This window comes from Streptomyces sp. MAR4 CNX-425 (genome assembly GCF_048656465.1).
Lineage (GTDB): Bacteria > Actinomycetota > Actinomycetes > Streptomycetales > Streptomycetaceae > Streptomyces.
Genome location: NZ_JBMDLF010000008.1, coordinates 372,515 through 393,783, shown reverse-complemented (window position 1 = coordinate 393,783; position 21,269 = coordinate 372,515). Strand labels below are relative to the sequence as shown.

General features: G+C 74.9%; 17 protein-coding genes and 2 pseudogenes. 12 read left to right on the top strand and 7 right to left on the bottom strand.

Features of this window, described 5'->3' with window-relative positions:
- Positions 1-9: 9 nt before the first annotated feature.
- Positions 10-778, bottom strand: a pseudogene (locus tag ACHZ99_RS23630) (transposase family protein).
- Between the two features lie 194 nt (positions 779-972).
- On the opposite strand from ACHZ99_RS23630, the pseudogene ACHZ99_RS23625 reads away from it, so the two are divergent.
- From ACHZ99_RS23625 to ACHZ99_RS23585, 9 genes and pseudogenes are all read left to right on the top strand, one after another.
- A pseudogene (locus ACHZ99_RS23625) lies at positions 973-1,785 on the top strand (IS5 family transposase).
- A 64-nt stretch (positions 1,786-1,849) separates the two neighbouring features.
- A complete protein-coding gene (locus ACHZ99_RS23620; protein WP_420306708.1) occupies positions 1,850-2,377 on the top strand; it encodes a hypothetical protein in 528 nt (175 codons plus the stop codon).
- A complete protein-coding gene (locus ACHZ99_RS23615; RefSeq protein ID WP_420306707.1) occupies positions 2,377-3,999 on the top strand; it encodes an Hsp70 family protein in 1,623 nt (540 codons plus the stop codon). The genes ACHZ99_RS23620 and ACHZ99_RS23615 overlap by 1 nt, the downstream gene beginning before the upstream one ends.
- Positions 4,000-4,021: 22 nt before the next feature.
- Positions 4,022-4,234 carry a DUF2997 domain-containing protein gene (locus ACHZ99_RS23610; protein WP_420306706.1) on the top strand — a complete coding sequence of 71 codons (213 nt, stop codon included), beginning with the start codon at positions 4,022-4,024 and terminating at the stop codon, positions 4,232-4,234.
- The gene (locus ACHZ99_RS23605) at positions 4,231-4,833 is read left to right on the top strand and encodes a 4Fe-4S single cluster domain-containing protein (RefSeq protein ID WP_420306705.1); all 603 of its coding nucleotides are present in this window, start codon (positions 4,231-4,233) and stop codon (positions 4,831-4,833) included. The genes ACHZ99_RS23610 and ACHZ99_RS23605 overlap by 4 nt, the downstream gene beginning before the upstream one ends.
- Before the next feature lie 6 nt (positions 4,834-4,839).
- Positions 4,840-7,035: a hypothetical protein gene (locus ACHZ99_RS23600; RefSeq protein ID WP_420306704.1), complete on the top strand. Its 2,196-nt coding sequence runs from the start codon at positions 4,840-4,842 to the stop codon at positions 7,033-7,035.
- Positions 7,032-8,984: a WD40 repeat domain-containing protein gene (locus ACHZ99_RS23595; RefSeq protein ID WP_420306703.1), complete on the top strand. Its 1,953-nt coding sequence runs from the start codon at positions 7,032-7,034 to the stop codon at positions 8,982-8,984. Before ACHZ99_RS23600 ends, ACHZ99_RS23595 begins: the two co-directional genes overlap by 4 nt.
- A 105-nt stretch (positions 8,985-9,089) precedes the next feature.
- The gene (locus ACHZ99_RS23590) at positions 9,090-10,640 is read left to right on the top strand and encodes an AAA family ATPase (protein WP_420306702.1); all 1,551 of its coding nucleotides are present in this window, start codon (positions 9,090-9,092) and stop codon (positions 10,638-10,640) included.
- A 12-nt stretch (positions 10,641-10,652) separates the two neighbouring features.
- The gene (locus ACHZ99_RS23585) at positions 10,653-11,060 is read left to right on the top strand and encodes a DUF1257 domain-containing protein (protein ID WP_420306701.1); all 408 of its coding nucleotides are present in this window, start codon (positions 10,653-10,655) and stop codon (positions 11,058-11,060) included.
- A 67-nt stretch (positions 11,061-11,127) separates the two neighbouring features.
- On the opposite strand, the gene ACHZ99_RS23580 is transcribed toward ACHZ99_RS23585, so the two are convergent.
- The 5 genes from ACHZ99_RS23580 to ACHZ99_RS23560 all read right to left on the bottom strand — a co-directional run bounded on the left by ACHZ99_RS23580 (position 11,128) and on the right by ACHZ99_RS23560 (position 17,995).
- Entirely contained in the window at positions 11,128-12,276 is a 1,149-nt protein-coding gene (locus ACHZ99_RS23580) for an ROK family transcriptional regulator (protein WP_420306700.1), read from the bottom strand.
- Positions 12,277-12,450: 174 nt separating this feature from the next.
- Positions 12,451-15,498: an alpha-mannosidase gene (locus tag ACHZ99_RS23575; RefSeq protein ID WP_420306699.1), complete on the bottom strand. Its 3,048-nt coding sequence runs from the start codon at positions 15,496-15,498 to the stop codon at positions 12,451-12,453.
- Between the two features lie 135 nt (positions 15,499-15,633).
- Positions 15,634-15,957, bottom strand: a complete 324-nt coding sequence (locus tag ACHZ99_RS23570) for an L-rhamnose mutarotase (protein WP_420306698.1) — start codon at positions 15,955-15,957, stop codon at positions 15,634-15,636.
- A gap of 81 nt (positions 15,958-16,038) precedes the next feature.
- Positions 16,039-16,857: an SAM-dependent methyltransferase gene (locus tag ACHZ99_RS23565; protein ID WP_420306697.1), complete on the bottom strand. Its 819-nt coding sequence runs from the start codon at positions 16,855-16,857 to the stop codon at positions 16,039-16,041.
- Positions 16,858-16,903: 46 nt separating this feature from the next.
- Positions 16,904-17,995: a saccharopine dehydrogenase NADP-binding domain-containing protein gene (locus ACHZ99_RS23560; protein ID WP_420306696.1), complete on the bottom strand. Its 1,092-nt coding sequence runs from the start codon at positions 17,993-17,995 to the stop codon at positions 16,904-16,906.
- Between the two features lie 71 nt (positions 17,996-18,066).
- Between ACHZ99_RS23560 and ACHZ99_RS23555 the strand changes: the two genes are divergently transcribed.
- Together ACHZ99_RS23555 and ACHZ99_RS23550 are read left to right on the top strand one after the other, a co-directional pair.
- Positions 18,067-19,050, top strand: a complete 984-nt coding sequence (locus ACHZ99_RS23555; protein ID WP_420306695.1) for a helix-turn-helix domain-containing protein — start codon at positions 18,067-18,069, stop codon at positions 19,048-19,050.
- A 45-nt stretch (positions 19,051-19,095) separates the two neighbouring features.
- Positions 19,096-20,184, top strand: coding sequence for a MerR family transcriptional regulator (locus tag ACHZ99_RS23550; RefSeq protein ID WP_420306731.1), 1,089 nt, complete (start codon positions 19,096-19,098; stop codon positions 20,182-20,184).
- A 6-nt stretch (positions 20,185-20,190) separates the two neighbouring features.
- Here the strand turns inward: ACHZ99_RS23550 and ACHZ99_RS23545 are convergent, their stop codons facing one another.
- The gene (locus tag ACHZ99_RS23545; protein WP_420306694.1) at positions 20,191-20,568 is read right to left on the bottom strand and encodes a hypothetical protein; all 378 of its coding nucleotides are present in this window, start codon (positions 20,566-20,568) and stop codon (positions 20,191-20,193) included.
- A gap of 156 nt (positions 20,569-20,724) precedes the next feature.
- Here ACHZ99_RS23545 and ACHZ99_RS23540 point away from each other — a divergent pair, with 156 nt between their 5' ends.
- Positions 20,725-21,264 carry a GNAT family N-acetyltransferase gene (locus ACHZ99_RS23540; protein ID WP_420306693.1) on the top strand — a complete coding sequence of 180 codons (540 nt, stop codon included), beginning with the start codon at positions 20,725-20,727 and terminating at the stop codon, positions 21,262-21,264.
- Positions 21,265-21,269: the final 5 nt, after the last annotated feature.

Sequence of the window (21,269 nt, the reverse complement as noted above, 5' to 3'; positions counted from 1 at the left end):
GAGGCTTTTTCATCCTGCTTCTCGGCTGGCTCGTTGGAGGGTAAGGACGGCCTGGACAAGGGCGGTGATGCGGGTGGTCGAGCATCGCAGTTTGCGGAGGAGCCGCCAAGTCTTCAAAATGGCCATGGCCTGGTCGACCAGTGCGCGGATCTTGGCGTGGGACCGGTTCACCGCCTGCTATCCTACGAAAAGGGTGTCCGGGCGCCCCCAGTAGGGCAGCCGTACGGTTCCGCCGAAACACCGGTAACCCTTGTCCGCCCTGCAGTCGGTCCCGACTTCTTCGAGCGCGTCGATGATGCCGTGTTCCCCGGTGGCGCGGACATCGTGGACGGCGCCGGGGAGTGCGGGCGAGACCCACAACAGCCGTCCGAACGGATCGGCGATGACCTGCACGTTCATCCCGTGCTTCTTCTGCTTCCCCGAGGAGAGGGGCGGTCGGCAGCAATTCAGTCGATCGCCGGCAGGTCCCGTCGAGGAGTACATACGCCTTGCGCGATGCGGTCCGAACGGCCTGGGAGCGGGTAGGTGCGAGCGGGGCCAGTACGTCGACGGCTTCGCGGATGTAGCGGTAAGCAGTACCCGTCCCGATCCGGAAACCGGCCGCGAGCTGCCTGTAGTTCATCCCGTTCCGCAGATGCGCCAGTGCCGGGAGGGTCTGACGGCCGGGCAGGAGCCGACGCGACTGGCTGCCGATCCGGCGACCGTTTTCACGCAGGTGAGCAGCGAGGAAACGCAGGGATCGGCTGGACACGTCCAGCCCGCACCGGTAAACAAGCACAGCCTCTGCCCACCCAACCACCCAACCCACGCGACAGGTTGGCAAACGCTCAGCGCCCCCGTCGATGCTGCGTACTGGTGTCGATGGCTTACACGGTGCATCGCCCTGGCCAGCCGAGTAACAGTGGCTAACACAATGAGGTGGATTGGGTCTGGTGGCCGTGTCCAACGCGGGAGTTGAGCGTTCGGTCCGGTGTGGAGACACCACCGTGGATCGTGTCGGATGAACTGTGGGATCGCCTGGAACCGTTGCTGCCACAGCGTGAACGTAGGTTCAGGTACCCGGGCCGCAAGGCGCTGCCCGACCGGGACGTGCTGTGCGGGATCCTGTACGTGCTGCACACCGGGATCCAGTGGGAGTACCTGCCCCAGGAACTCGGCTTCGGCTCGGGCATGACCTGCTGGCGCCGGCTGCGGGACTGGAACGAGGCCGGCGTGTGGCAGCGGCTGCACGAGGTCCTGCTGGCCGAGCTGAACGCGGCTTCCCGGTTGGACTGGTCTCGCTGCGTGGTCGACGCCTCCCACGTCAGGGCGTTAAAAGGGGGCGGCACACGGGCCCCTCGCCGGTCGACCGGGGCCGGGCCGGCTCCAAGCACCACCTGATCACCGAACGGGCGCGGCACCCCGCTCGCGGTCCTGCTGACCGGCGGCAACCGCAACGACGTCACCCAACTCCTGCCGCTGCTCGACACGATCCCGCCGGTCCGCGGCCGGGTCGGCCGTCCCCGTCGCAAGCCGGACTCGCTCTTCGCCGACCGCGGCTACGACCACGACGTCTACCGCGACCAGGTCCGCGCCCGCGGCATCGTGCCCGCGATCGCCCGCCGCGGCACCCGGCACGGCACCGGACTGGGCACCTACCGGTGGGTCGTCGAGCGGACACTCGCCTGGCTCCACGGCTTCCGACGCCTGCGGATCCGCTGGGAACGCCGTGCCGACATCCACGAAGCATTCCTCAAACTCGCCTGCTGCCTCATCACCCACCGACAACTCAGCTCATTGTGTTAGCCGCTGTAAGAGCTGACCGACTGCTGTCTGGTTCCCGCCGGGGCGGGTTCGGTACTTTGGCCGGGTGTGGGGAGACTTACGCCGACGGTGGCGGGCCCGGCGGCCCGGGGGCGGGCGCGAGCTGGACCTGGAGCGGCGGCTCCAGGAGTGCCGGCTGACGCTGGCCGAGCGCGACGCCGACGTCCGGCGGCTGCGCGCCGAGCTGGACCGGGCCCGGGCCTCGTCCGCCGACGACGCCGCGCGGCGGGGGCAGGCCCGGGTCGAGGAGCTGGTGGAGGCCATGGGCGCCGCGCTGGTGCAGCTGGCGACGCAGGCTCAGCTGCACGACGGCGGCGCCGTGCGGGTGCGTACGGACGACGTCGTCGCCGTCGGCGCGCGGCTGGTGCGGTCGCTGGGCGCGGCCGGTGTGGCCACCCTCGGCGCGCTCGGCGAGGAGGTCCCGTTCGACCCGGACCGGCACGACCCCCTGAGCATGAGCAGCGCCCCGGAGACCGGCACCCGGGTGCGGATCCGCGTGGTCGGCCTCCGCTACGGGGACCGCGTGCTGCGCCGCGCCGGGGTCGAGACGGTCGCCGCGGACGGGGGCTGTTGATGGCGGGCCGCCTCGGCGTCGACTTCGGCACCAGCAACACCGTGGTCGCGCTCTGGGACGACGCCGCCGCCCAGGGGTCGGCCGTGCGGCTGGCCGACTACGGCCGGTCGTTCGGCCAGGGCGACGACCGGGTGCCCGTGGTGCCCTCCCTGATCCACTACGCCGGGGACCGCCGCCGGCTCCTCGGCGAGCAGGTGCTCGCCGGGAACCTCTACCACGCCGCCGGCACCTTCCGGTGGATGAAGCGCTACGTCGGCAACCGCAGCCCCCTGACGATGGCGGCGAACGGCCGCCAGGTCTCCCCCGCCGAGGCCGGCCGCGACTTCCTCTCCGCCGTGCTGGCGTTCGCCGCGGTCGAGGCGGGCGCCGAGGGCGAGGAGGTCGCGCTGACCGCGCCCGTGGAGTCGTTCGAGCACTACGAGAACTGGCTGGGCGAGGTCGCCGAGGCCGCCGGGCTGAGCAGGTACCGGCTGATCGACGAGCCGTCCGCGGCGGCCCTGGGCTACGGCGCGCACATCCGGCCGGGGAACGTCTACCTGATGTTCGACTTCGGCGGCGGCACGGTGCAGGCCGCCGTGGTGCGCGTCCAGGACGAGGAGGAGCGCGCCGCGACCGGCCGCACCTGCCGGGTGCTCGGCAAGGCCGGGGACGAGCTGGGCGGCGCCACCATCGACCAGTGGATCTTCGAGGAGCTGCTGGCGCGCAACGGCCGGCACGACAGCGACGACGAGGTGAGGCGGAACAGCCGCGCGCTGCTCGTGGAGTGCGAGCGCGCGAAGGAGGCGCTGTCCGCGCGCGCACACGCCGAGATCAGCGTGCTGGACCCGGACACCGGCGCGGTCCTCGGCCTGGAGCTGGTACGGGACGGGCCCGCCCGCGGCGGCCGGCGGGTCGTGTCGTTCGAGGAACTGATGGACCGCCGCGAGCTGTTCTCCCGGATCGACCGCGTCGTCCGCCGCGCCCTCCGCGACGCCTCGGCCCGCGGCTACGACGAGGACGACCTGGCGGCCGTACTGATGGTCGGCGGCAGCAGCCTGATCCCCGCGGTGCGGCGGACGCTGGAGCGGATCTTCGGGCGCGACCGGGTGCTCTCCGAGCGCCCGCTGGACGCGGTCGCGCGCGGGGCGGCCGCCTTCGCGGCGGGCAGCGACTTCTACGACCACATCCAGCACGACTACGCGGTCCGCTGGTTCGACCGGGAGGCCGGCCGCTACGAGTACCGCACCTGCGTCACCGCGGGCACCGTCTACCCGAGCACCGAACCGGTGCACACCATGACCGTGAACGCCACCCACGACGGCCAGACCGAGCTGGGCATCGCGATCTACGAGCTGAGCCGCCGCCGCGGCGGCGGGCCCGGCGGCGCCGACACCGAGCTGGTGTGCGACCCGTCCGGCGCCTGGCGGGTGCGTACCGTACCGGCGGACGAGGACCGCCACCGGTTCTGGGTGAACGAGAACAGCCCGACGTTCCTGCGCGCCGAACCCGCCGCGCGGGCGGGACAGGCCCGCTTCCGGGTCGAGTTCGGCATCGACGGCAACAAACGCCTGCTGCTGACCGCCTACGACCTGGTCGGCGGCCGGGTGACACACCGGGACTTCCCGGTGGTGAAACTGACCTGACCTGCGGGGTGAGGAGAACACCGTGGAGTTCCAGGAGATCGAGGTGACGATCGCGCCGGACGGCACGACCCGGATCGAGGTGCACGGCGTCCCCGGCCGCGGCTGCCTCGACCTGACGGCCGCCCTGGAGGACGCCCTCGGCGGCGAGGTCGTCAGCCGCGAACTCACCGCCGACGCCTACGCGGTGACCGACGAGCAGGTGCCCGACCACCTCCGGCGCGGACCGCGGACGTGACCGCGCCCGGGCGGCGCCGGCTGCGGCTGCACGGGTTCGAACCGGCCAGCGCCGCCAACGGGCCCGGCACCCGGGCCGTGATCTGGGTGCAGGGCTGCACCCTCGCCTGCCCCGGCTGCTTCAACCCGGAGACGCACGCCCGGGCGGGCGTGGGGGACCGGGGCGCCGGGGAGGCCGGCGAGGTCGAGGTGGCCGAGCTGTACGAGCGCGTGGCCGGGCTCGCGGACCGGATCGAGGGCGTCACGGTCACCGGCGGCGAGCCGTTGCAGCAGCGCGGCGCGGTGCTGGACCTGCTGCGGCGGATACGTACCGGAACGGGCCTGTCCACGGTCCTCTTCACCGGCTACGACTGGCCCGAGGTGCGGCGGATGCGCGAACTCGACGAGCTGCGCCGCTGCGTCGACGTGCTGCTGGCCGGACGGTACCGGCAGGACCTGCGGGTCGCCAGCGGACTGCGCGGATCGTCGGACAAGTCCGTGCAGCTGTTCTCGGACCGCTATACGCACGCCGACCTCGACGCCGTACCCGAGGCCGAGGCCATCGTGCACCCGGACGGCAGGGTGACCCTGACCGGCATCGACCCGCCCGCGGGGTGGTGAGGAGCGGTGCGCGACGAGAAAGTCGAACGGCTCGCCCGCGTACTCCGGTCCGGCGGGTCGGTGCTGGTCTCGCCGCGGCGTGCGGCCAGACGGCTGGCCAGGGCGGGAAGGCCGGACGCCGTGCGCGCCCTGGCCGAGGAGCTGGCCAGGTTGGACGGCGACCTCGACGCGCGAAGGGTCGCGAGGAAGGCGCTGACGCGGCTGGACGACCAGGGCGCGATCGACGCGGCGTGCGAAATATGGTGCTACCGGACCGGCGATGCACTCGACCGGCTGGTCGGGCAGAACGGCTGGATCGCCGCGCGTCCGCCGTACGTACGGGCGCGCAGCGCCCTGCGGGCCGGCCGCCCGGACGTACTGGACGACACCGAGCCGACCGTGAAGTCGCTCCTCCGCATCGCCGACGGCGACCGCGACCGGAACCTGCGCGCCCGTGCCACCACCGCGCTGGCCGGGCTGGGCGCCCGGGAGGCCCGCAAGCAGGTATGCGTGGCGGCCGTCGACGGCGGGAGCGAGGCCGCACTCAACGCTGCGGTCGCCGGCGGTTACGCACCGGAGGACCCCGGCCGCCGCGCCGTTTTCCTGTTCCTCACGGAACAGTTCGACGCCTACGGGCAGGTGGACTTCGACGGGCGCCTGCTGCGCGCCGCGCACGAGGCGGCGGAACCGGACCTGCGCGCCCGGCTGGCCGCGGTGGCGCGGAGGACCGGCCGGCTGGACTGGGTGCGCGCGGCGGCGCTCGACCGCTCCGACGAGCGGCTCGCGGCGCTGTCCGACGACGAGTGGGAGATCTCGCGCGCCATGCTCGTGAGTGCCGGGCGGTGGCCGGACCTGTGGCGGCTCGCGCTGGCCGCGCCCCCGCTCTGGGCGGTCGGGATCCTGCGGGACCTCGGTTCGTCCGGCTGGCGTCCCCTGCCTGAGGCGGAGCGGGCCGCTTACGCGGCGCTCGTCGGGCTCGCCGAAAGGTGCGACCGGCATCCGGCGGACCGGCTGCTGCTCCATCCCGAAGGAGACCGCGCGGCACGTGCCCTCGCCGTCTCCGACGACGGCCAGGTGCTCGCCGCCGGCGACGACAACGGAGTGGTCACGGTGTGGACGCTGCCCGAGGTGCGGCGGCTCCGGCGCATCGAAGTGCGCCCCGGTACCGTCAGGTCGATCGTCATCGGCGACGGCACCCTGGTCGCGGCGGGTTCGGCCGTGATGACGTCCTGGCGGCTACGGGACGGCGCAGAGCTGGCGCGGGCGTGGGAATCACGGGCGAACCTCCTGCTCGCGCCGGACGGCAGGACGCTGTTCTCCATGGGCTACGAGGGCAAGCCGACCGTGTGGGAGTCGCCGGGGCTGGGCAAAGTCCGTACCGCCGAGGATTTCTACGGCTCCCTCAGCAACGTCGTCACCACCCCGGGCCGGGAACTCGCGGCCGGCCTGGACGAGTGGGGAGCCAGGGTGTGGGAGCTGCCGTCCGGTCACCTGCTGGAGCGGATCCGCGGCAACGGCCCGCTGGCGCTCGCGCCGGACGGCAGCCTGCTCGCGGGTACGCCGCGGCGGCAGCCGCCGCCCCCCGTGCAGTTCGGCGACATCGCGCTGTGGCACCTGCCCGCCGGCGAGGCGGCGGGCACGCTCACCGGACACGAGGGCAACGTCACGAGCCTGGCGATCACCCCGGACGGCAGCCTGCTGGCCAGTGCGGGCCGCGAGGGGACGGTGCGCCTGTGGCGGCTGCCGTCCGGGGAGCCGGCCGGGGTGCTCGACGTCCACGACCGCCCGGTCCAGTGGGAGCGGTGGAACAAGGACGAGGTCGGTCGCCTCACGATCACGGCGGACGGCCGCTTCCTGATCGCCGGCAGCCACAACGGCCGGCTGCACGTATGGCGGCTGCCCTCGGGGGAACCGGCCGACTCCCCGGAGGGACTGGGGGCCGAGATCACCGCGCTGACGGTGACGCCGGGCGGATACGCGGTCGCCGCGAGCGGCGCCGGCGCGCTCCGGCTGTGGCAGCCCGCCGTCCTGGGCCACGCGCGCGCCCCGTCCGGCCGCGCCGGGCCCGCCGAGGTCGAACGGCTGCGGACGTCCGCGGGCGTCGCGGGGCAGCCCTGGGTGGATCTCATGGAACGGCTGATCCGGATCCGGCACCGGCACGACGTGGAGATCGACGGCGGGCCGGCCGCGGCCGCCGCGACCGACATCGGGCTGAGCGAGTGACCGGCGCCGGGGACGGCGCGGACGACACCGCCCGGCTGGCCGCCGAAGTGGACGCCCCCGGGGCGCTGTTCGGCGCCCGGCGGCGGCGCCGCGCCGCGCGCCGGCTGGCGGCGCTGCGCACGCCGGCGGCCGTACGGGCGCTGGCGGCGGCGTATGCCGCGAGCCCGGACCGTACGGTCGTGGAGACCGCCGGGGACCGGCTGGCCCGGCTCGACGGCCGGGCGGAGGTCGACGCGCTGTGCGAGGCGGTGTTCGGCAGCGGCAGCGCGCGGCTGGCACACCTCGTCGTGTCCGCCGGGTACCGGCACTCCGACCCGGCGCGCCACGCGCTGCTGCTGTTCCTGACGGGGCGGTTCGAGGAGTACGCCGAGCTGGACTTCGACGGCGGCGCCCTGGCCGCCGCCCGGGCGGCGGCCGACGAGCCGCTGCGCGCGCGGCTGGCGGCGCGGGCCCGGGAGTCGGAACGTACCGACTGGGTCCGCGCGGTCGTCGGCACCGGCGGGCGCGCGACGGTCGCGGAGCTGTCCGAGGCGGAGTGGGACGCCGCGATCGGCACGCTCCTGGCCGCCGGCGAACCCGCGCGGCTGTGGCGGCTCGCCCTTCAGGCCCCGCCGTTCTGGTCCGTACGCATCCTGTCCGAACTGCACGGGCACCAGTGGCGGCCGGACGCCGCACCCGAGCGGGTCCGGCGCTACCGGGAGCTGACCGCGCGGGCGCGCCGCTGCGCCGGGAACCCCGCCGAGGGGTACGGCGACGCCGTGGTGCTGCCCGGTTGCGCCGGCGAGGTCACCCGGCTGGTGACCACCCCGGACGGCGCCCTGCTCGCGACCGCCGGGCACGGCGGCGGCGTGTGCCTGTGGCGCCTGCCCACCGGCGAGCCGGTCCGTCGGCTCGCCGACGGGCGCTGGTTCGACCTGGCGGTCTTCCCCGGCGGGGACCTGCTGGCCGGCAGCAGGATCGGCGAGACGGCGGTGTGGCGGCTGCCGTCGGGCGAGCAGGTCGGCACCGTACGCACCTCGCAGCGCGAACCCTGGTCGAGCATGCTGCTCGTCACGCCGGACGGGGAGCTGCTCATCGACTCCGGGCTGACCGCGGCCTGGTGGCGCCCGCCCTGGGGCCCGAAGGCCGACAGGGCCGACGACCGGGCCGTCTACCACGCCATGATGTCCAGGTCCGGCGGCCGGTTCGTCGTCGGCGGGCGCACCCGCCTGCCGCCCGGCATCGAGAACGACACCGTGGCGATGACCGGCAACGGCACCGCCCCGCACGGTGCCGTGGCGATCCCCGGCACCCCGCTGGTCGCGACCGGCGGCGACGACGGCGACATCCGGCTGTGGCAGGCGGGCGCGCCGCGGGCCGCGGGCGTGCTGGCCGGGCACACCGGGCGGGCGACGCACCTGGCCGTGACGGCGGACGGCACGCTGCTCGTCAGCGGCGGGGCGGATCGTACGGTCCGGCTGTGGCGGATGCCCGCGGGCGACCCGGCCGGCGTCGTGACCGGCCTGCGGAAGCGGGTGACGGCGCTGGTCCTGTCGGCGGCCGGGGACGCCGTGGCCGCCGGCGACGCGAGCGGCGCGGTCCGGCTGTGGCGGCTGCCCGCCGGCGGGCCCCCCGGCGAGTTCGCCGCGTTCCGGTCCGGGCACGAACGGGCCGTCACCGGGCTCGCGTTCACCCCGGACGGCGGGTCGCTGGTCAGCGGCGACCGGCGGGGCGGCCTGCGGCTGCGGCACCTCTGGCACCCGGAGCTGACGGCGCTGTGCCGCCTTCCGCTGCGTGACCTGCACCCCGGGCGGGTCGAGGCTCTGCGGCGTAGGGCGCGGTCCGCACCGGAGCGTCCGTGGGTCGACGTGATCTCCGCGCTGGTGCGGTGGCGCCACCGCGACGACATCGAGGTCGCCGGCCCCGGGCGGACGCCGGACACGACCGACATCGAGGTGGACGGCGCGTGAGCGACGACGAGATCGGCGGCCGGGGACCGTCCGGCCGGCTGCGGCCGTGAGGCCCGGTCGGCTACGGTCATGAGGCTGTTCAGCGAAGGGGCTGGGGGGTATCCGGTGGCATTCGAGAGCGACCTCGACCTGTACCTGCGCGCGCGGTACACCCTGATCGTGGCGGTGACGGTGGAGGAGGAACGGGCGCTGGAGGCGATTCGCGCGGTGTGCGAACGCGGGCGCCGCCGCTGCCTCGCGTGGGATCTCGCGGACGGGTTCGAGGCGCTGCACGGCCGGGACGGCGCCCTGCCCACCGCGCACGACCCGGTCTCGGTCATCGAGCAGGTGGAGAAGGCGGAGGACGGGACCGTCTTCGTCCTGAAGGACTTCCACGACTGCTGGAGCAACCCGCAGGTGAAGCGGAAGCTGCGCAGCGCGGTGCAGCGGCTCAAGTTCACCCGCAAGTCGGTCGTCGTCCTCTCGCCGAACCGCACCGTCCCCGAGGAACTGCGGGACGAGGCCGTGGTGATCGGGCTGCCGCTGCCGGACCGCGGCCAGCTGGACGAGGTGCTGGGCGGGCTGACGGCGACGCCGGGCGTGAAGGTCGACCTCACGGCGGCCGGCCGGGAGAAGCTGGGGCAGGCCGCGCTCGGGATGACGGCCGCGCAGGCGCGCCGCGCCTACGCCAAGGCGATCGTCCGGGACAACGCCCTCGACGACCGGCACATCGAGGTCGTCGTACAGGAGAAGAAGGAGGTCATCCGGGAGAGCGAGGCGCTGGAGTTCTATCCGGTGCACGAGACCCCCGACGACGTGGGCGGGCTCGACGTGCTCAAGCAGTGGCTGCGGCTGCGCGAGCGGGCGTTCACCCAGGAGGCCCGGGACTACGGCCTGCCCGCGCCCAAGGGCATCGCGCTGATCGGGATTCCGGGCACCGGCAAGAGCCTCACCGCCAAGATGATCGGCGGGCTGTGGCGGCTGCCGCTGCTGCGGCTGGACGTCGGCGCGCTCTTCGGCTCGCTGCTCGGGGAGGCGGAGGAACGCACCCGGCGGGCGCTGCGGCTCGCGGAGACGGTCGCGCCGTGCGTGGTGTGGATCGACGAGATGGAGAAGGCCCTCGCGCACGGCGGCGGCGACTCCGGCACCAGCACCCGGGTGTTCGGCACGATCCTGACGTGGATGCAGGAGAAGACGGCGCCGTGCTTCGTCGTCGGCACCGCCAACGACGTCGCCGGCCTGCCGCCCGAGGTGCTGCGCAAGGGCCGGTTCGACGAGATCTTCTTCCTCGACCTGCCGACCGCCGGCGAACGCGCGGAGATCGTCGACGTCCACCTGCGCAAACGCCGGAGGCTGCCCGCGGACTTCGACGTCCCGGCGCTGGCGCGCAGCTCGGAGGGGTACGTGGGCGCGGAGATCGAGCAGGCCGTGGTGGACGCCATGTACGTGGGGTTCAACGCGGGCCGCGAGTTCACCACCGACGACATCCTCACCGCGCTGTCCCGGCAGGTGCCGCTGTCGGTGTCGCAGCGCGAGACGATCGGCGCGCTGCGCGGCTGGCTGCGGGAGGGCCGGGCGCAGTCGGCGTCGTTCGCGGAGACGAGGGAGGCGGAGAGCCAGTTCGTCGTTCCGCTCGACCCGCTGGAGCCCCGGGAACCCGATGCGTTCCGGAAGTGAAGGAGTCGGCACATGTCCCATTTCAGCGTGCTCAGCACGGCGTTGACCGACACCGGCGCGCTGTGCGCGGCGCTGGCCGACGTCGGGTACGACGAGGTCGAGGTGCACGACGACCCGCAGCCGCTGCACGGCTTCCTCGGCGACCGGCGGAAGAACACGGCCCACGTGATCGTCCGCCGCCGGCACGTCGGCCGGCAGTCCAACGACATCGGCTTCCTGCGCCGGGACGACGGCCGCTTCAGCGCCGTGATCAGCGAGTACGACCGTCACAGGCACGGCGCCGCCTGGCTGGAGCGGCTCACCGCCCGGCACGCCTACCACGTCACCACGGCCCGGCTCACCGAAGAGGGCTTCCACCTCGCCGAGGAGACGACGGAGCGGGACGGGACCGTACGCATGGTGCTGCGCCGGGTGCGCTGAGCGCTCCGCGCGGGCGCGGGTCACCGGCGGGCCGGGAGCGGGAGGGGCCGGGGGGCGGTTCGGTGGCTCAGCCGAGGAGCAGGGTGTGCGGCTGGGCGGACAGGGCGCTGTCGAGCACCAGCGAGGCCGCGCCGATGGCCGCCACGTCCTGCCCCAGCGTGGTCGTCGCCACCGTCGTCGGGTGGACGGGGCGTACGAAGGGGCTGCTGGCCACCATCGGCTCGATCGTGGCCAGCAGCGGGGCGTCCAGCAGGTGCCAGAGCGGGCCGCCGAAGACGACGTTGTCGGCGTCCAGGAGCGTGGCCGCCGCGCAGACCCCCCGCCCGATGCGGACCGCGAGCCGGTCGACGACGCCGGCCGCCGGCCGGTCGCCCGCGGCCGCGAGCCCGGCCAGCCGCTCCAGCCCGCGCTGGGCGTCGGCGGGGTCCCGCACGGTGTACTCCGCGCCCAGCACGCCCAGCGAGATCGCCTCGTCGACCACGGTACGGACCGCGAACCCGGCGCCCAGCCCGCCGACCTCGCCGGCGTTCCCGGAGGCCCCGCGCAGCACGGTGTCCTCGACCACCAGCCCCATGCCGGAGCCGGTGCCGAAGTAGAAGAAGAGCAGGTTGCGGCTGTCGGTGGCCGCTCCCGCCCAGCGTTCGGCGACCACGGCGGCCGTGACGTCCTTGTCCAGCAGCGCCGGGAAGCCGGTCGCCTCGCTCAGCCGGTCGCGCAGCGGGTAGCGGCCCCAGCCCGGCAGCTCCGGCGGGTCCACCACCCGGCCGGCGGCGGCGTCGATGGGCCCGGGCGCGGCGATGCCCAGCCCCAGGACCCGGCCGGCGTCGATCCCCGCCCCGGCCACCAGGGCGGACACCGAGGCCGCCATGCCGGCGGCGATCCGGTCGGTGTCGCCGCCCCGCGGGGTCCGGCGGCTCCGCCGGGCGACGACGGTGCCGAGGAGGTCCACCAGCACGGTGGTGATCAGGGCCGGGTCGAGGTGGACGCCGAGGGCGTAGCGGGAGGCCGGGACGACCCGCAGCAGCGTGCGCGGCTTGCCGCTGCCGGTGTTCAGCTTTCCGGCCTCCCGCGCGACGCCCTGGTCCAGCAGCCGGCGCGTGATGTTGGAGACGGTCTGCGCGGACAGCCCGGTGGCCCGGGCCAGCTCCACCCGGCTCAGGCCGTCCGCGTGCCGGCGGATGGCGTCCAGGACCACGCTCTCGTTGAAGTCGGCCATGCGCGGCAGGTTGGTGCCGCGCCGTATCGCGGGTCTGTCCGCGTGCGCCGCCGCGCTCGCACCCGTGTTCGCCGCTGCGTTTGCCGCTGCGTTTGCCGCCGTGTTCGCCGCCGTCACCCTGCCTCCCCGCGCCCGCGGCCATCGTATGCCGCGGACGCGGCGCGGGTGCGGTCCTCAGGCCCGCGGGACGCGCAGGGTGACCATCTGGAACGGCCGCAGGGCCAGCACGACGGCTCCGTCCGCCGCCACGGCCGGCTTCGCCTCGGGCAGCGGGCGCTCCAGCAGGTCCACGTACGCGGCCCGCGCCGCGTCGAAGCCCTCGGCGAACCGCACGGACGTCCGCACCCGCCCGCCGTGGGCCTCGTAGAGGCGGACGACGAGATCCCCGCCGCGGTCGTCGGCCAGCTTCACGGCGCTGGCCACGACGGCGTCCTCGGCCACCGTCACCAGCGGCGCGACCCGGGCGGCGGTGCCCGTGACGGTACGTTCCGGCAGGTTGGCCCGGTAGCCCTCCCGGACCGCGTCGCCGATCGTCGCGCCCGGCACGAGCGCGTGGTGGAACCGGTGCACGCCCTGGTCGGTCTCCGGGTCCGGGTAGCGGGGCGCGCGCAGCAGGGAGGCGCGTACGGTCGTGGTCGTGCCCGCGTCCGCGCCGGTGCGCACGGCGCGCGTCACGTCGTGGCCGTACGTCGCGTCGTTGACGACGGCGACGCCCCAGCCGGGCTCGTCGAGGTGGACGAAGCGGTGGTTGCACGCCTCGAACTTTGCCCACTCCCAGCTGGTGTTCTGGTGGGTGGGCCGGTGGACGTGGCCGAACTGGGTCTCCGAGGCGTACCGGTCGGCCTTGACGTCCAGCGGGAAGGCGAGCTTCAGGAACTTCTCCCGCTCGTGCCAGTCCACCTCGGTGTCGATGTCGAGCCGCCGGACGTCCGCGGGCACGGTGAGCGACTGGCTGACCCGGGAGTCGCCGAAGGTGCGCACGACGCGCACCGCGCTGCCCGCCACGCCCAGTTCGGTGACCTCCGTGAGGTCGCTGCCGGTGTTGCGGTAGAAGGCGTCGACGTCCCAGGCGTCCCACTGGTTGGGGAAGTCCGGGTGCAGTTGCAGCAGGTTGGCCGCCCCGCCCGGCGCGATCGCCTCGCGGTCGGCGACCCGGTCGTAGGCGGACACCACGAGGCCGCGCGGGTCGATCTCGACCCGCAGCAGGCCGTTGTCCAGGACGTACCCGCCGCCGTCCAGCGCGACGGGCGCCACGTCCTGGACAACGCTGCCGGCCGCGCCCGCGCGCGCCGCCGCGCCGCCGGCCGGGACGCCCCCGCGGGCGTGCGGGGCCGCGTTGAAGACCAGCTCGCCGCCGCCGGGCCCGTCCCCGGCCAGCGCCCGCTGGGCGCCGCCGATGAGGTCCTCCAGCTCCGCCGCCACCCGCGCGTAGGTCGCCCGCGCCTCCCGGTGCACCCAGGCGATGGAGGAGCCGGGCAGGATGTCGTGGAACTGGTGCAGCAGGACGGTCTTCCAGAGCCGGTCCAGGTCGTCGTACGGATAGGGGTGCCCGGCGCGTACCGCCGCCGTGGCCGCCCACAGCTCGGCCTCCGCCAGCAGCGCCTCGCTGCGCCGGTTGCCGCGCTTGGTCTGCGCCTGGCTGGTGAGGGTGGCGCGGTGCAGTTCGAGGTACAGCTCGCCGACCCACACCGGCCGGTCCGGATACTCGGCCTCGGCCCGGGCGAAGAAGTCGGCGGGCGTCTCCCAGCGCACCCGCGGCGCGCCCTCCAGGCTGCGCATCCGGGCGGCCTTGGCGACCATCTCGCGGGTGGTGCCGCCGCCCCCGTCGCCGTAGCCGGCCGGCGCGAGGGAGTGCCGGGCGGTGCCCTTCTCCTTGAAGTTGCGGGCGGCGTGGGCGAGCTGGGCGCCGGTCATCTCGCAGTTGTAGGTGTCGACGGGCGGGAAGTGCGTGAAGATCCGGGTGCCGTCGATGCCCTCCCAGTCGAAGGTGTGGTGCGGGAAGGAGTTGGTGCGGCTCCAGGAGATCTTCTGGGTGAGCAGCCGCCGGGCCCCGGCCGCGCGGATGATCTGCGGCAGCCCGGCCGCGAAGCCGAAGGTGTCCGGCAGCCACACCTCGTCGCTCTCGACGCCGAACTCGTCGAGGAAGAACCGCTTGCCGTACGCGAACTGCCGGGCCATCGCCTCCGAGCCGGGCATGTTGGTGTCGGACTCCACCCACATCCCGCCCGCCGGTACGAACCGGCCGTCCGCGACGGCCTTCGTGACCCGCGCGTACACCTCGGGCCGGTGCTCCTTGAGCCACGCGAACTGCTGGGCCTGGGACATGGCGAAGACGAAGTCCGGCTCGTCGTCGAGGAGCCGGGTCATGTTGGCGGCGGTACGGGCGACCTTGCGGACCGTCTCGCGCAGCGGCCACAGCCACGCCGAGTCGATGTGGGCGTGGCCGACGGCGCTGACGCGGTGCGCGGCGGGGGCGGCGGGCGCGGCGAGCACGTCGGCGAGCCGGTCGCGGGCGGCCGGCGCGGTGCCGTTGACGTCCTGGAGGTCCACGGCGTCCAGCGCCCGGCCGACCGCGCGCAGGATCTCCCACCGGCGGGCGCCGTCGACGGGCAGCTCGGCCATGAGCTCGCCGAGCACCTCCAGGTCCATGACCAGGTCCCAGACGGTCTCGTCGAAGACGGCCAGCCGCATCTCGCCGAGTACGTAGAGCGGCGCGTCGCCCGCGGTGGCCGGGTCGCCCAGCGGCGTCGGCCGGAACGGGACGCCGTCGGCTTCGAGGTCGGGGTTGGACGCGGCCTCGACGTGCCAGTGGACGCGCTCGCCGCCGGCGGCCGGGGCGCCGACGCGGACGTGGGCGTTGCGCGGGTGGAGGCCCTTGACCGGGGTGCCGTCCGGCTCGTAGACGAGGCCCTCGCACTGGAAGCCGGGGGTGCGGGGGGTGAAGCCGAGGTCGAGGACGGCCTCCACGGTCCGCCCCGCCCACGCGGCCGGGACCTCGCCGGTGACCTTGAACCAGCTCGTCCCCCACGGCGCGCCCCACGGGGTGCCGGCGGCGATCGGCCGGGTCGGCGCCGCGAGCCCTTCGGCGACGGGGACGGGCTCGCCCGGGGCGGTCCAGACCTCCACGGCCAGCGGGGCGGTGACGGGGTGGACGGCGGGCCGGATGCGTTCCCGCAGGACGCGCTCCAGGCGTGCTTCGACCAGGTTCCGGTCATCGTGCATGGGGGACTCCTACGAAAGGGGCGTCACAGGACGACCGGGGCGGGGGTCGGGCACGCGCCGTTTCAACGTAGGAACGGGCCGTCAAGTTTGTCAATACGTTTGACTAACGCCCGCGTTCCGCCGGCGGCCGGGGCGTCACTCCATGAGGAACACCTGCTCCATCGGCGCCCACCACTCGCCCGGCGCGGCCTCCTCGACCGGCTCCTGGCACGGGTCGGTGCGCGCCCACCACTCCCGGGTGGCCTCGTCGGCGGCCACCCGGGCGAGGTCGGCGGCCAGGTCGTCGCCGTGGTACTCGAAGTAGCCGAAGAGCCGGTCGCCGAGGAGGTGGATGGAGTAGTTGGCGATGCGGCAGCGGCGCAGGGTGTCGAGCACCGGCGCGGGTACGTTCCGGTGCAGCTCGCGGTACTCGGCGAGCTTCTCCGGACGGACGCGGATGACCTGGGCGACGCGTTTCACGGGTGGGGCGTCCCTTCTCCCGGGGCTGCCCGGCCGTCGCCGGCGCGGGCCTGTCGGGGTCCAGTCTGGCCCCGCCGGGGCTCAGGGCTTGCGGCCCACCGCGCAGATCCGCCAGGGCGCCACCGTGCGGTCGCCGCCCAGGTCGGCGTCGTCGGGCCGCCACGCGGCGCAGGGGACGACGCCGGGTTCGAGGATCTCCAGGCCGTCGAAGTAGCCGGCGACCTCGTCCGGGGTGCGGAGCGTCTGCGGGTCGGCGCCCTCGGCGTTCCACAGCCGCAGGGCCGCGTCCACCTCGGCGCTGACGCCCTTGACCGGGTGGGCGAGGGCCAGGTGGCTGCCCGCGGGCAGCTCGTCGACGAACCTGCCCACGACCTCGCGCGCCTGCCCGTCGTCGACGATGAACTGGACGATCCCCAGCATCATCACCGCGACCGGGCTGCTGAAGTCGAGCGTGTTCCTGGCGCGTTCGAGGATCGTCTCGACGTCCCGCACGTCGGCGTCCACGTACTCGGTGACCCCCCGCGGGCCGCTCGTCAGCAGCGCCTCCGCGTAGCGCAGCACGAGCGGGTCGTTGTCGACGTAGACGACCCGGGAGTCCGGCGCCTGGTGCTGGGCGACCTCGTGGGTGTTGCGGCTGGTCGGCAGTCCGGCGCCGAGGTCGAGGAACTGGCGGATACCGGCGTCCGCGGTCAGATGGCGGACCGCCCGCACCAGGAAGCCGCGGTCCGCCCGCGCGGCCTCGGCGGCGTCGGGCACCAGCTGCTCCATCTGATCACCGACCTCGCGGTCGACCTGGTAATGGCTCTTGCCGCCCAGCCAGTAGTCCCACACCCGTGCCGAGTGGGGCCGCGACTGGTCCAGGGACTTTCCCTCGCCTGCGGACCCGGGTAATGCGGTCATGTGATGCGCTCCTCGACTCTCGGTCGTCACGTGAGCGCTCAACGTACTAGTTGGCACGCGAGGCGCCCGCCCGGGGCTGCGCCTCTCCGCTCCCGGTGGCCGCCTGAGCGCTCACCGCGCTCGTGACGTGCCCGGACAGGGCGCGGAGGAAGGCGGGGGCGTCGAAGGCGGCGCCGGCGGAGGCGACGCCGGCCGTACGGGTCCGGCCGGTGAGGATCCGGTGCGCCGCCTCCACCGCCAGCGGGGCGGTGACCGCGTAGATGTCCCGGCCCGCGGCCGTGGCGCGGCGTTCCGCGCCGCCGGAGCGTACGACGACGTCGACGACGAACGTCTGCGCGGAGCGCCCGCGTTCGTCGGCCGCGGCCGGCGCCGGGGTGTCCGGGGAGGCGAGGTCCCGGGCCGCCGCGGTCGCCATGTAGGTGCGCACCTCGGGGATCGCCAGGTGGCTGGGGAGGGTCACGACGTCGGCCATCGAGAACCCGCCGAGGACCGGCCGGGTGCCCAGCGGCGCCGGGAACGGCCAGTCGAGGACGGGGAGTCCGGCGTCGTGGTACTCCAGCCGGCCGCCCGTGTAGCGGACGCGCCTGCCGCCGCGCCGGGCCCCGGAGACCTCGCCCGCGGCGCGCGTCCCCGGGGTGGGGTGCCAGCTGCTCAGCCCGTACGCGACGTGTGCCTCGTCGGCGGCCGTCCAGTCGCCCATCGCCGCGGTGGCCAGCAGGTCGCCGAGGCCGCCGAAGAAGGCCATCGCGGGGACGACCAGCGCGCCGGCGGCGCGGGCGCGGCCGGCGAAGTGGGCGAAGGTGTCGGCGTTCGCCTCGATCTCGGCGGCCACGTCCACGTACGGGACCCCGGCGCGCAGCGCCGCCTCGACCACCGGCGCGGCGGTCGCGGCGAACGGCCCGGCGGTGTTGATCACCGCGGCGGCGCCGGCGAGGGCGGCGTCGAGCGCGGCCGGGTCGTCGACGGCCGCCGGGCGGGCCGCCAGGCCGGTCGCCGACGCCAGCGCCGCCAGCTTGCCGGCGTCCCGGCCGGCGAGCAGCGGGACGTACCCGCGGTCCCGTAGTTCCTGGACGACGAACCGCCCGGTGTGCCCGTACGCGCCGAAGACCGCCACCGTCTGACCTGCACCCCTGTCCATGCGGCCATCCTCGCGGGGAGGAGCGCCCCGGCACGACCGTCCGGAACGACAAGACGCATACACTTTCGGACATGGACCACCGGGACCACGCCGTCGCGCTCGCCGTCACCGACGGGATGCTGCACTTCGAGCTGTCCGTCGCGTACGAGGCGCTCGCCGCCGCCCCCGACGGCGTGACCGGCCCTTGGTACGACGTGGCGCTCTGCGGCCCGGCGCCCGTGCGGTTCGGCCGGTTCCGGCTGGAGCCCGACCACGGTCTCGACCGGCTCCGCCGCGCCGGCACCGTGATCGTCCCCGGCTGGGCGGACGTCGACGCCGCGCCGCCCGCCGAGCTGGTCGACGCGGTACGCGCCGCCCACGCGGCCGGCGCCCGGGTGGCCTCCCTCTGCACCGGCGCCTTCGTCCTGGCCGCCGCCGGGCTGCTCGACGGCCGGCGCGCGACGACGCACTGGGCGCACACCGGTGTCCTGGCCGCCCGCCACCCGGCGGTGGCGGTCGACCCGGACGTGCTCTACGTCGACAACGGCAGCGTGCTCACCTCCGCCGGGAAGGCCGCAGCGCTCGACCTGTGCCTGCACCTCGTGCGCCGCGACCGCGGCTCGGCCGTCGCCAACGCCGTCGCCCGCCGCCTGGTCGTGCCGCCGCACCGGGACGGCGGCCAGGCGCAGTTCGTCGCCGCACCGGTGCCCGCCACGGACGACCGGCCGCTCGCCGCGCTGTTCCCCTGGGTGCTGGAGCGGATCGACCGGCCGCTGACGGTCGGGGACCTGGCCCGGCAGGCGCGGATGAGCTCGCGCAACCTGACCCGCCACTTCCGCACGGCGACCGGCGCCACCCCGCTGCAGTGGCTGCTGACCCAGCGGATCCGCCGCGCCCAGGAGCTGCTGGAGACCACCGACCGCGGCATCGACGCCATCGCGGCGGCCACCGGCATGGGCACCGCCACGACGCTGCGCCGCCACTTCCAGCGCACCGTCGGCGTGCCCCCGGCGACGTACCGCCGCACCTTCCGCGCGCGCCACGGCGACCGGGCGGTTGACCCTCACGTGGCGTGATGCCGCATCGTCGGGGAGGTGGCAGAACACCTCACCGTGGGGCGCGTGGCCGAGCTGGCCGGCGTCAGCGTCCGCACGCTGCACCACTACGACGACATCGGCCTCGTCCGGCCGTCCGCCCGGACCCCCGCCGGCTACCGGGCGTACGCGCCCGCCGACGTGGAGCGGCTCCGCGAGGTGCTCGGCTACCGGCGGCTGGGCTTCGGGCTGCGCGAGATCGCGGAGCTGGTCGACGACCCGGCGGCCGACACCGTCGCCCGGCTGCGGCGGCTGCGCGGGCTGCTGTGCGAACAGCGCGACCGCACCGCCGCCCTGGTGACGGCCATCGACAGGGAACTGGAGGCACGGGCGATGGGGATCGAAACGACGTCCGAGGAGCGGCTGAAGGCGTTCGGACCGCAGCTGTACGAGGCCATCGGATCCGCCTATCCCGCGACGCGGCGCACCGAGCCGCGCATCGCCGCGCGGATCTGGGACGCCCTCGGGGACGCCCGTACGGTGCTGAACGTCGGCGCCGGCACCGGTTCGTACGAGCCCCCCGACCGCGACGTCACGGCGGTGGAGCCGTCGGCGGTCATGCGGGCGCAGCGCCCCGCGGGCGCGGCGCGGTGCGTGGCGGCCGGCGCGGAAAGCCTGCCGTTCGCGGACGGGTCCTTCGACGCCGCGATGGCGGTGAGCACCGTGCACCACTGGCCGGACCCGGTCGCCGGGCTGCGCGAGATGCGGCGGGTGGCGCGGCGCGTGGTGGTGTTCACGTACGACGCCTGCGACCCGGGCCGGCGGGAGCGGTTCTGGCTCACCCGCGACTACCTGCCGGAGTTCGCCGGCCTCCTCGCCGGCTGGCCGCCGCTGGCCGACCTGACCCGCGCGGTCGGGGGCCGCGCGGAGCCGGTGCTGGTCCCGTGGGACTGCGCGGACGGGTTCTTCGAGGCGCACTGGCGCCGGCCCGAGGCGTACCTGGAGGAGCGGGTGCGCCGCGCGGTGTCGGTGTGGACCCGGGTGGGGCCGGAGGCGGAGCGGCGGGCGGTGGCGGGGCTGCGCGACGACCTCGACTCGGGCCGCTGGGCCGAGCGCAACCGCGACCTGCTCGCCCTCGACGCCGCCGAGCTGGGGCTCCGCCTGCTGGTCGGCTGAGCGCGCTCAGCTGCGGGTCCGCTCCCCGCGCGGGTCGTCGGCCTCGATGCCGAGCCCGGCCTCCAGTTCGCGGATGCGTTCGTGTACGTGCCGGGCGCGCAGGCGGCGCTCGTACGAGCTGCGCCGGGGCCGCGCCGTGACCACGACGACCAGCAGCCGGCCGATGCCGTAGACCGGCACCGCCAGCGGCCAGAACAGCGCGGCGGCGACCGCCGCGCCGGCCACGCCGGGCCGGTCGTGGGCCTCGAAGTACCCGACGGGGTCGGGGCGTCGGCCCCCTTCGAGCGAGATGATCTGCCGGCGCTGACGCCCGTAGAACAGCCGGGCGGCGAGCGGAACGCCGAGAAGGTATCCGGCTGTCCCCAGGAGGAGGTACCACGACATCACGACGGAGCCTCCCTTCGTACGGAACCGGCCGCGCGGACCCGCGGCCGCACCGACCGGGTACCGCGCAAGCCCCCGCGCCATGCAGGCGGCGCTCCGGGGCGTCGGGCGGGGCGCGGTTTGCCGCCCGGCGGCCCGGTCGGTTAAGAAGCATGCATGCTACGAGGTACCAAGGTCGGGCTCCGGGCCCGGCACGCGGACGACATCCCCGTCCTGCAGGCCGAGCTGTACGACGACGTGGTCATCCACTCGCGGGCCAACGGCTGGCCGTGGCGGCCCGTGGCGGCCGACTCGAAGGAGTCCCCGCTGCTGGTGGACGACGCGAAGGAGTCGCTCGTCCCGTTCTCCGTGGTGGAGCTGGCCGGCGGCACGCTGGTCGGCAACGCCGCGCTGTGGAGCATCGACAACCACCACCGGTCGGCGCACCTGGGGATGGGGCTGATGCCGTCCGCCCGCGGCAAGGGCTACGGCACCGACGTGGTCGCCACGCTCTGCCACTACGGCTTCGTCGTCCGCGGCCTGCACCGGCTGCAGATCGAGACGCTCGCGGACAACACCGCGATGCTGCGCTCCGCCGAGCGCAACGGCTTCGTCCGCGAGGGCGTGCTGCGGTCCTCGTCGTGGGTGCTGGGCGAGTTCCTGGACGAGGTGCTGCTGGGGCTGCTGGCCGAGGAGTGGCGGCCGGCGGCGGCGTAGCCGGA

Coding starts and splice junctions, on each gene's coding strand:
- ACHZ99_RS23615 (WP_420306707.1), top strand. CDS start 2,377: ATGGCGGGCCGCCTCGGCGTCGACTTCGGCACCAGCAACACCGTGGTC.
- ACHZ99_RS23585 (WP_420306701.1), top strand. CDS start 10,653: ATGTCCCATTTCAGCGTGCTCAGCACGGCGTTGACCGACACCGGCGCG.
- ACHZ99_RS23580 (WP_420306700.1), bottom strand. CDS start 12,276: ATGGCCGACTTCAACGAGAGCGTGGTCCTGGACGCCATCCGCCGGCAC.
- ACHZ99_RS23575 (WP_420306699.1), bottom strand. CDS start 15,498: ATGCACGATGACCGGAACCTGGTCGAAGCACGCCTGGAGCGCGTCCTG.
- ACHZ99_RS23565 (WP_420306697.1), bottom strand. CDS start 16,857: ATGACCGCATTACCCGGGTCCGCAGGCGAGGGAAAGTCCCTGGACCAG.
- ACHZ99_RS23560 (WP_420306696.1), bottom strand. CDS start 17,995: ATGGACAGGGGTGCAGGTCAGACGGTGGCGGTCTTCGGCGCGTACGGG.
- ACHZ99_RS23555 (WP_420306695.1), top strand. CDS start 18,067: ATGGACCACCGGGACCACGCCGTCGCGCTCGCCGTCACCGACGGGATG.
- ACHZ99_RS23545 (WP_420306694.1), bottom strand. CDS start 20,568: ATGTCGTGGTACCTCCTCCTGGGGACAGCCGGATACCTTCTCGGCGTT.
- ACHZ99_RS23540 (WP_420306693.1), top strand. CDS start 20,725: ATGCTACGAGGTACCAAGGTCGGGCTCCGGGCCCGGCACGCGGACGAC.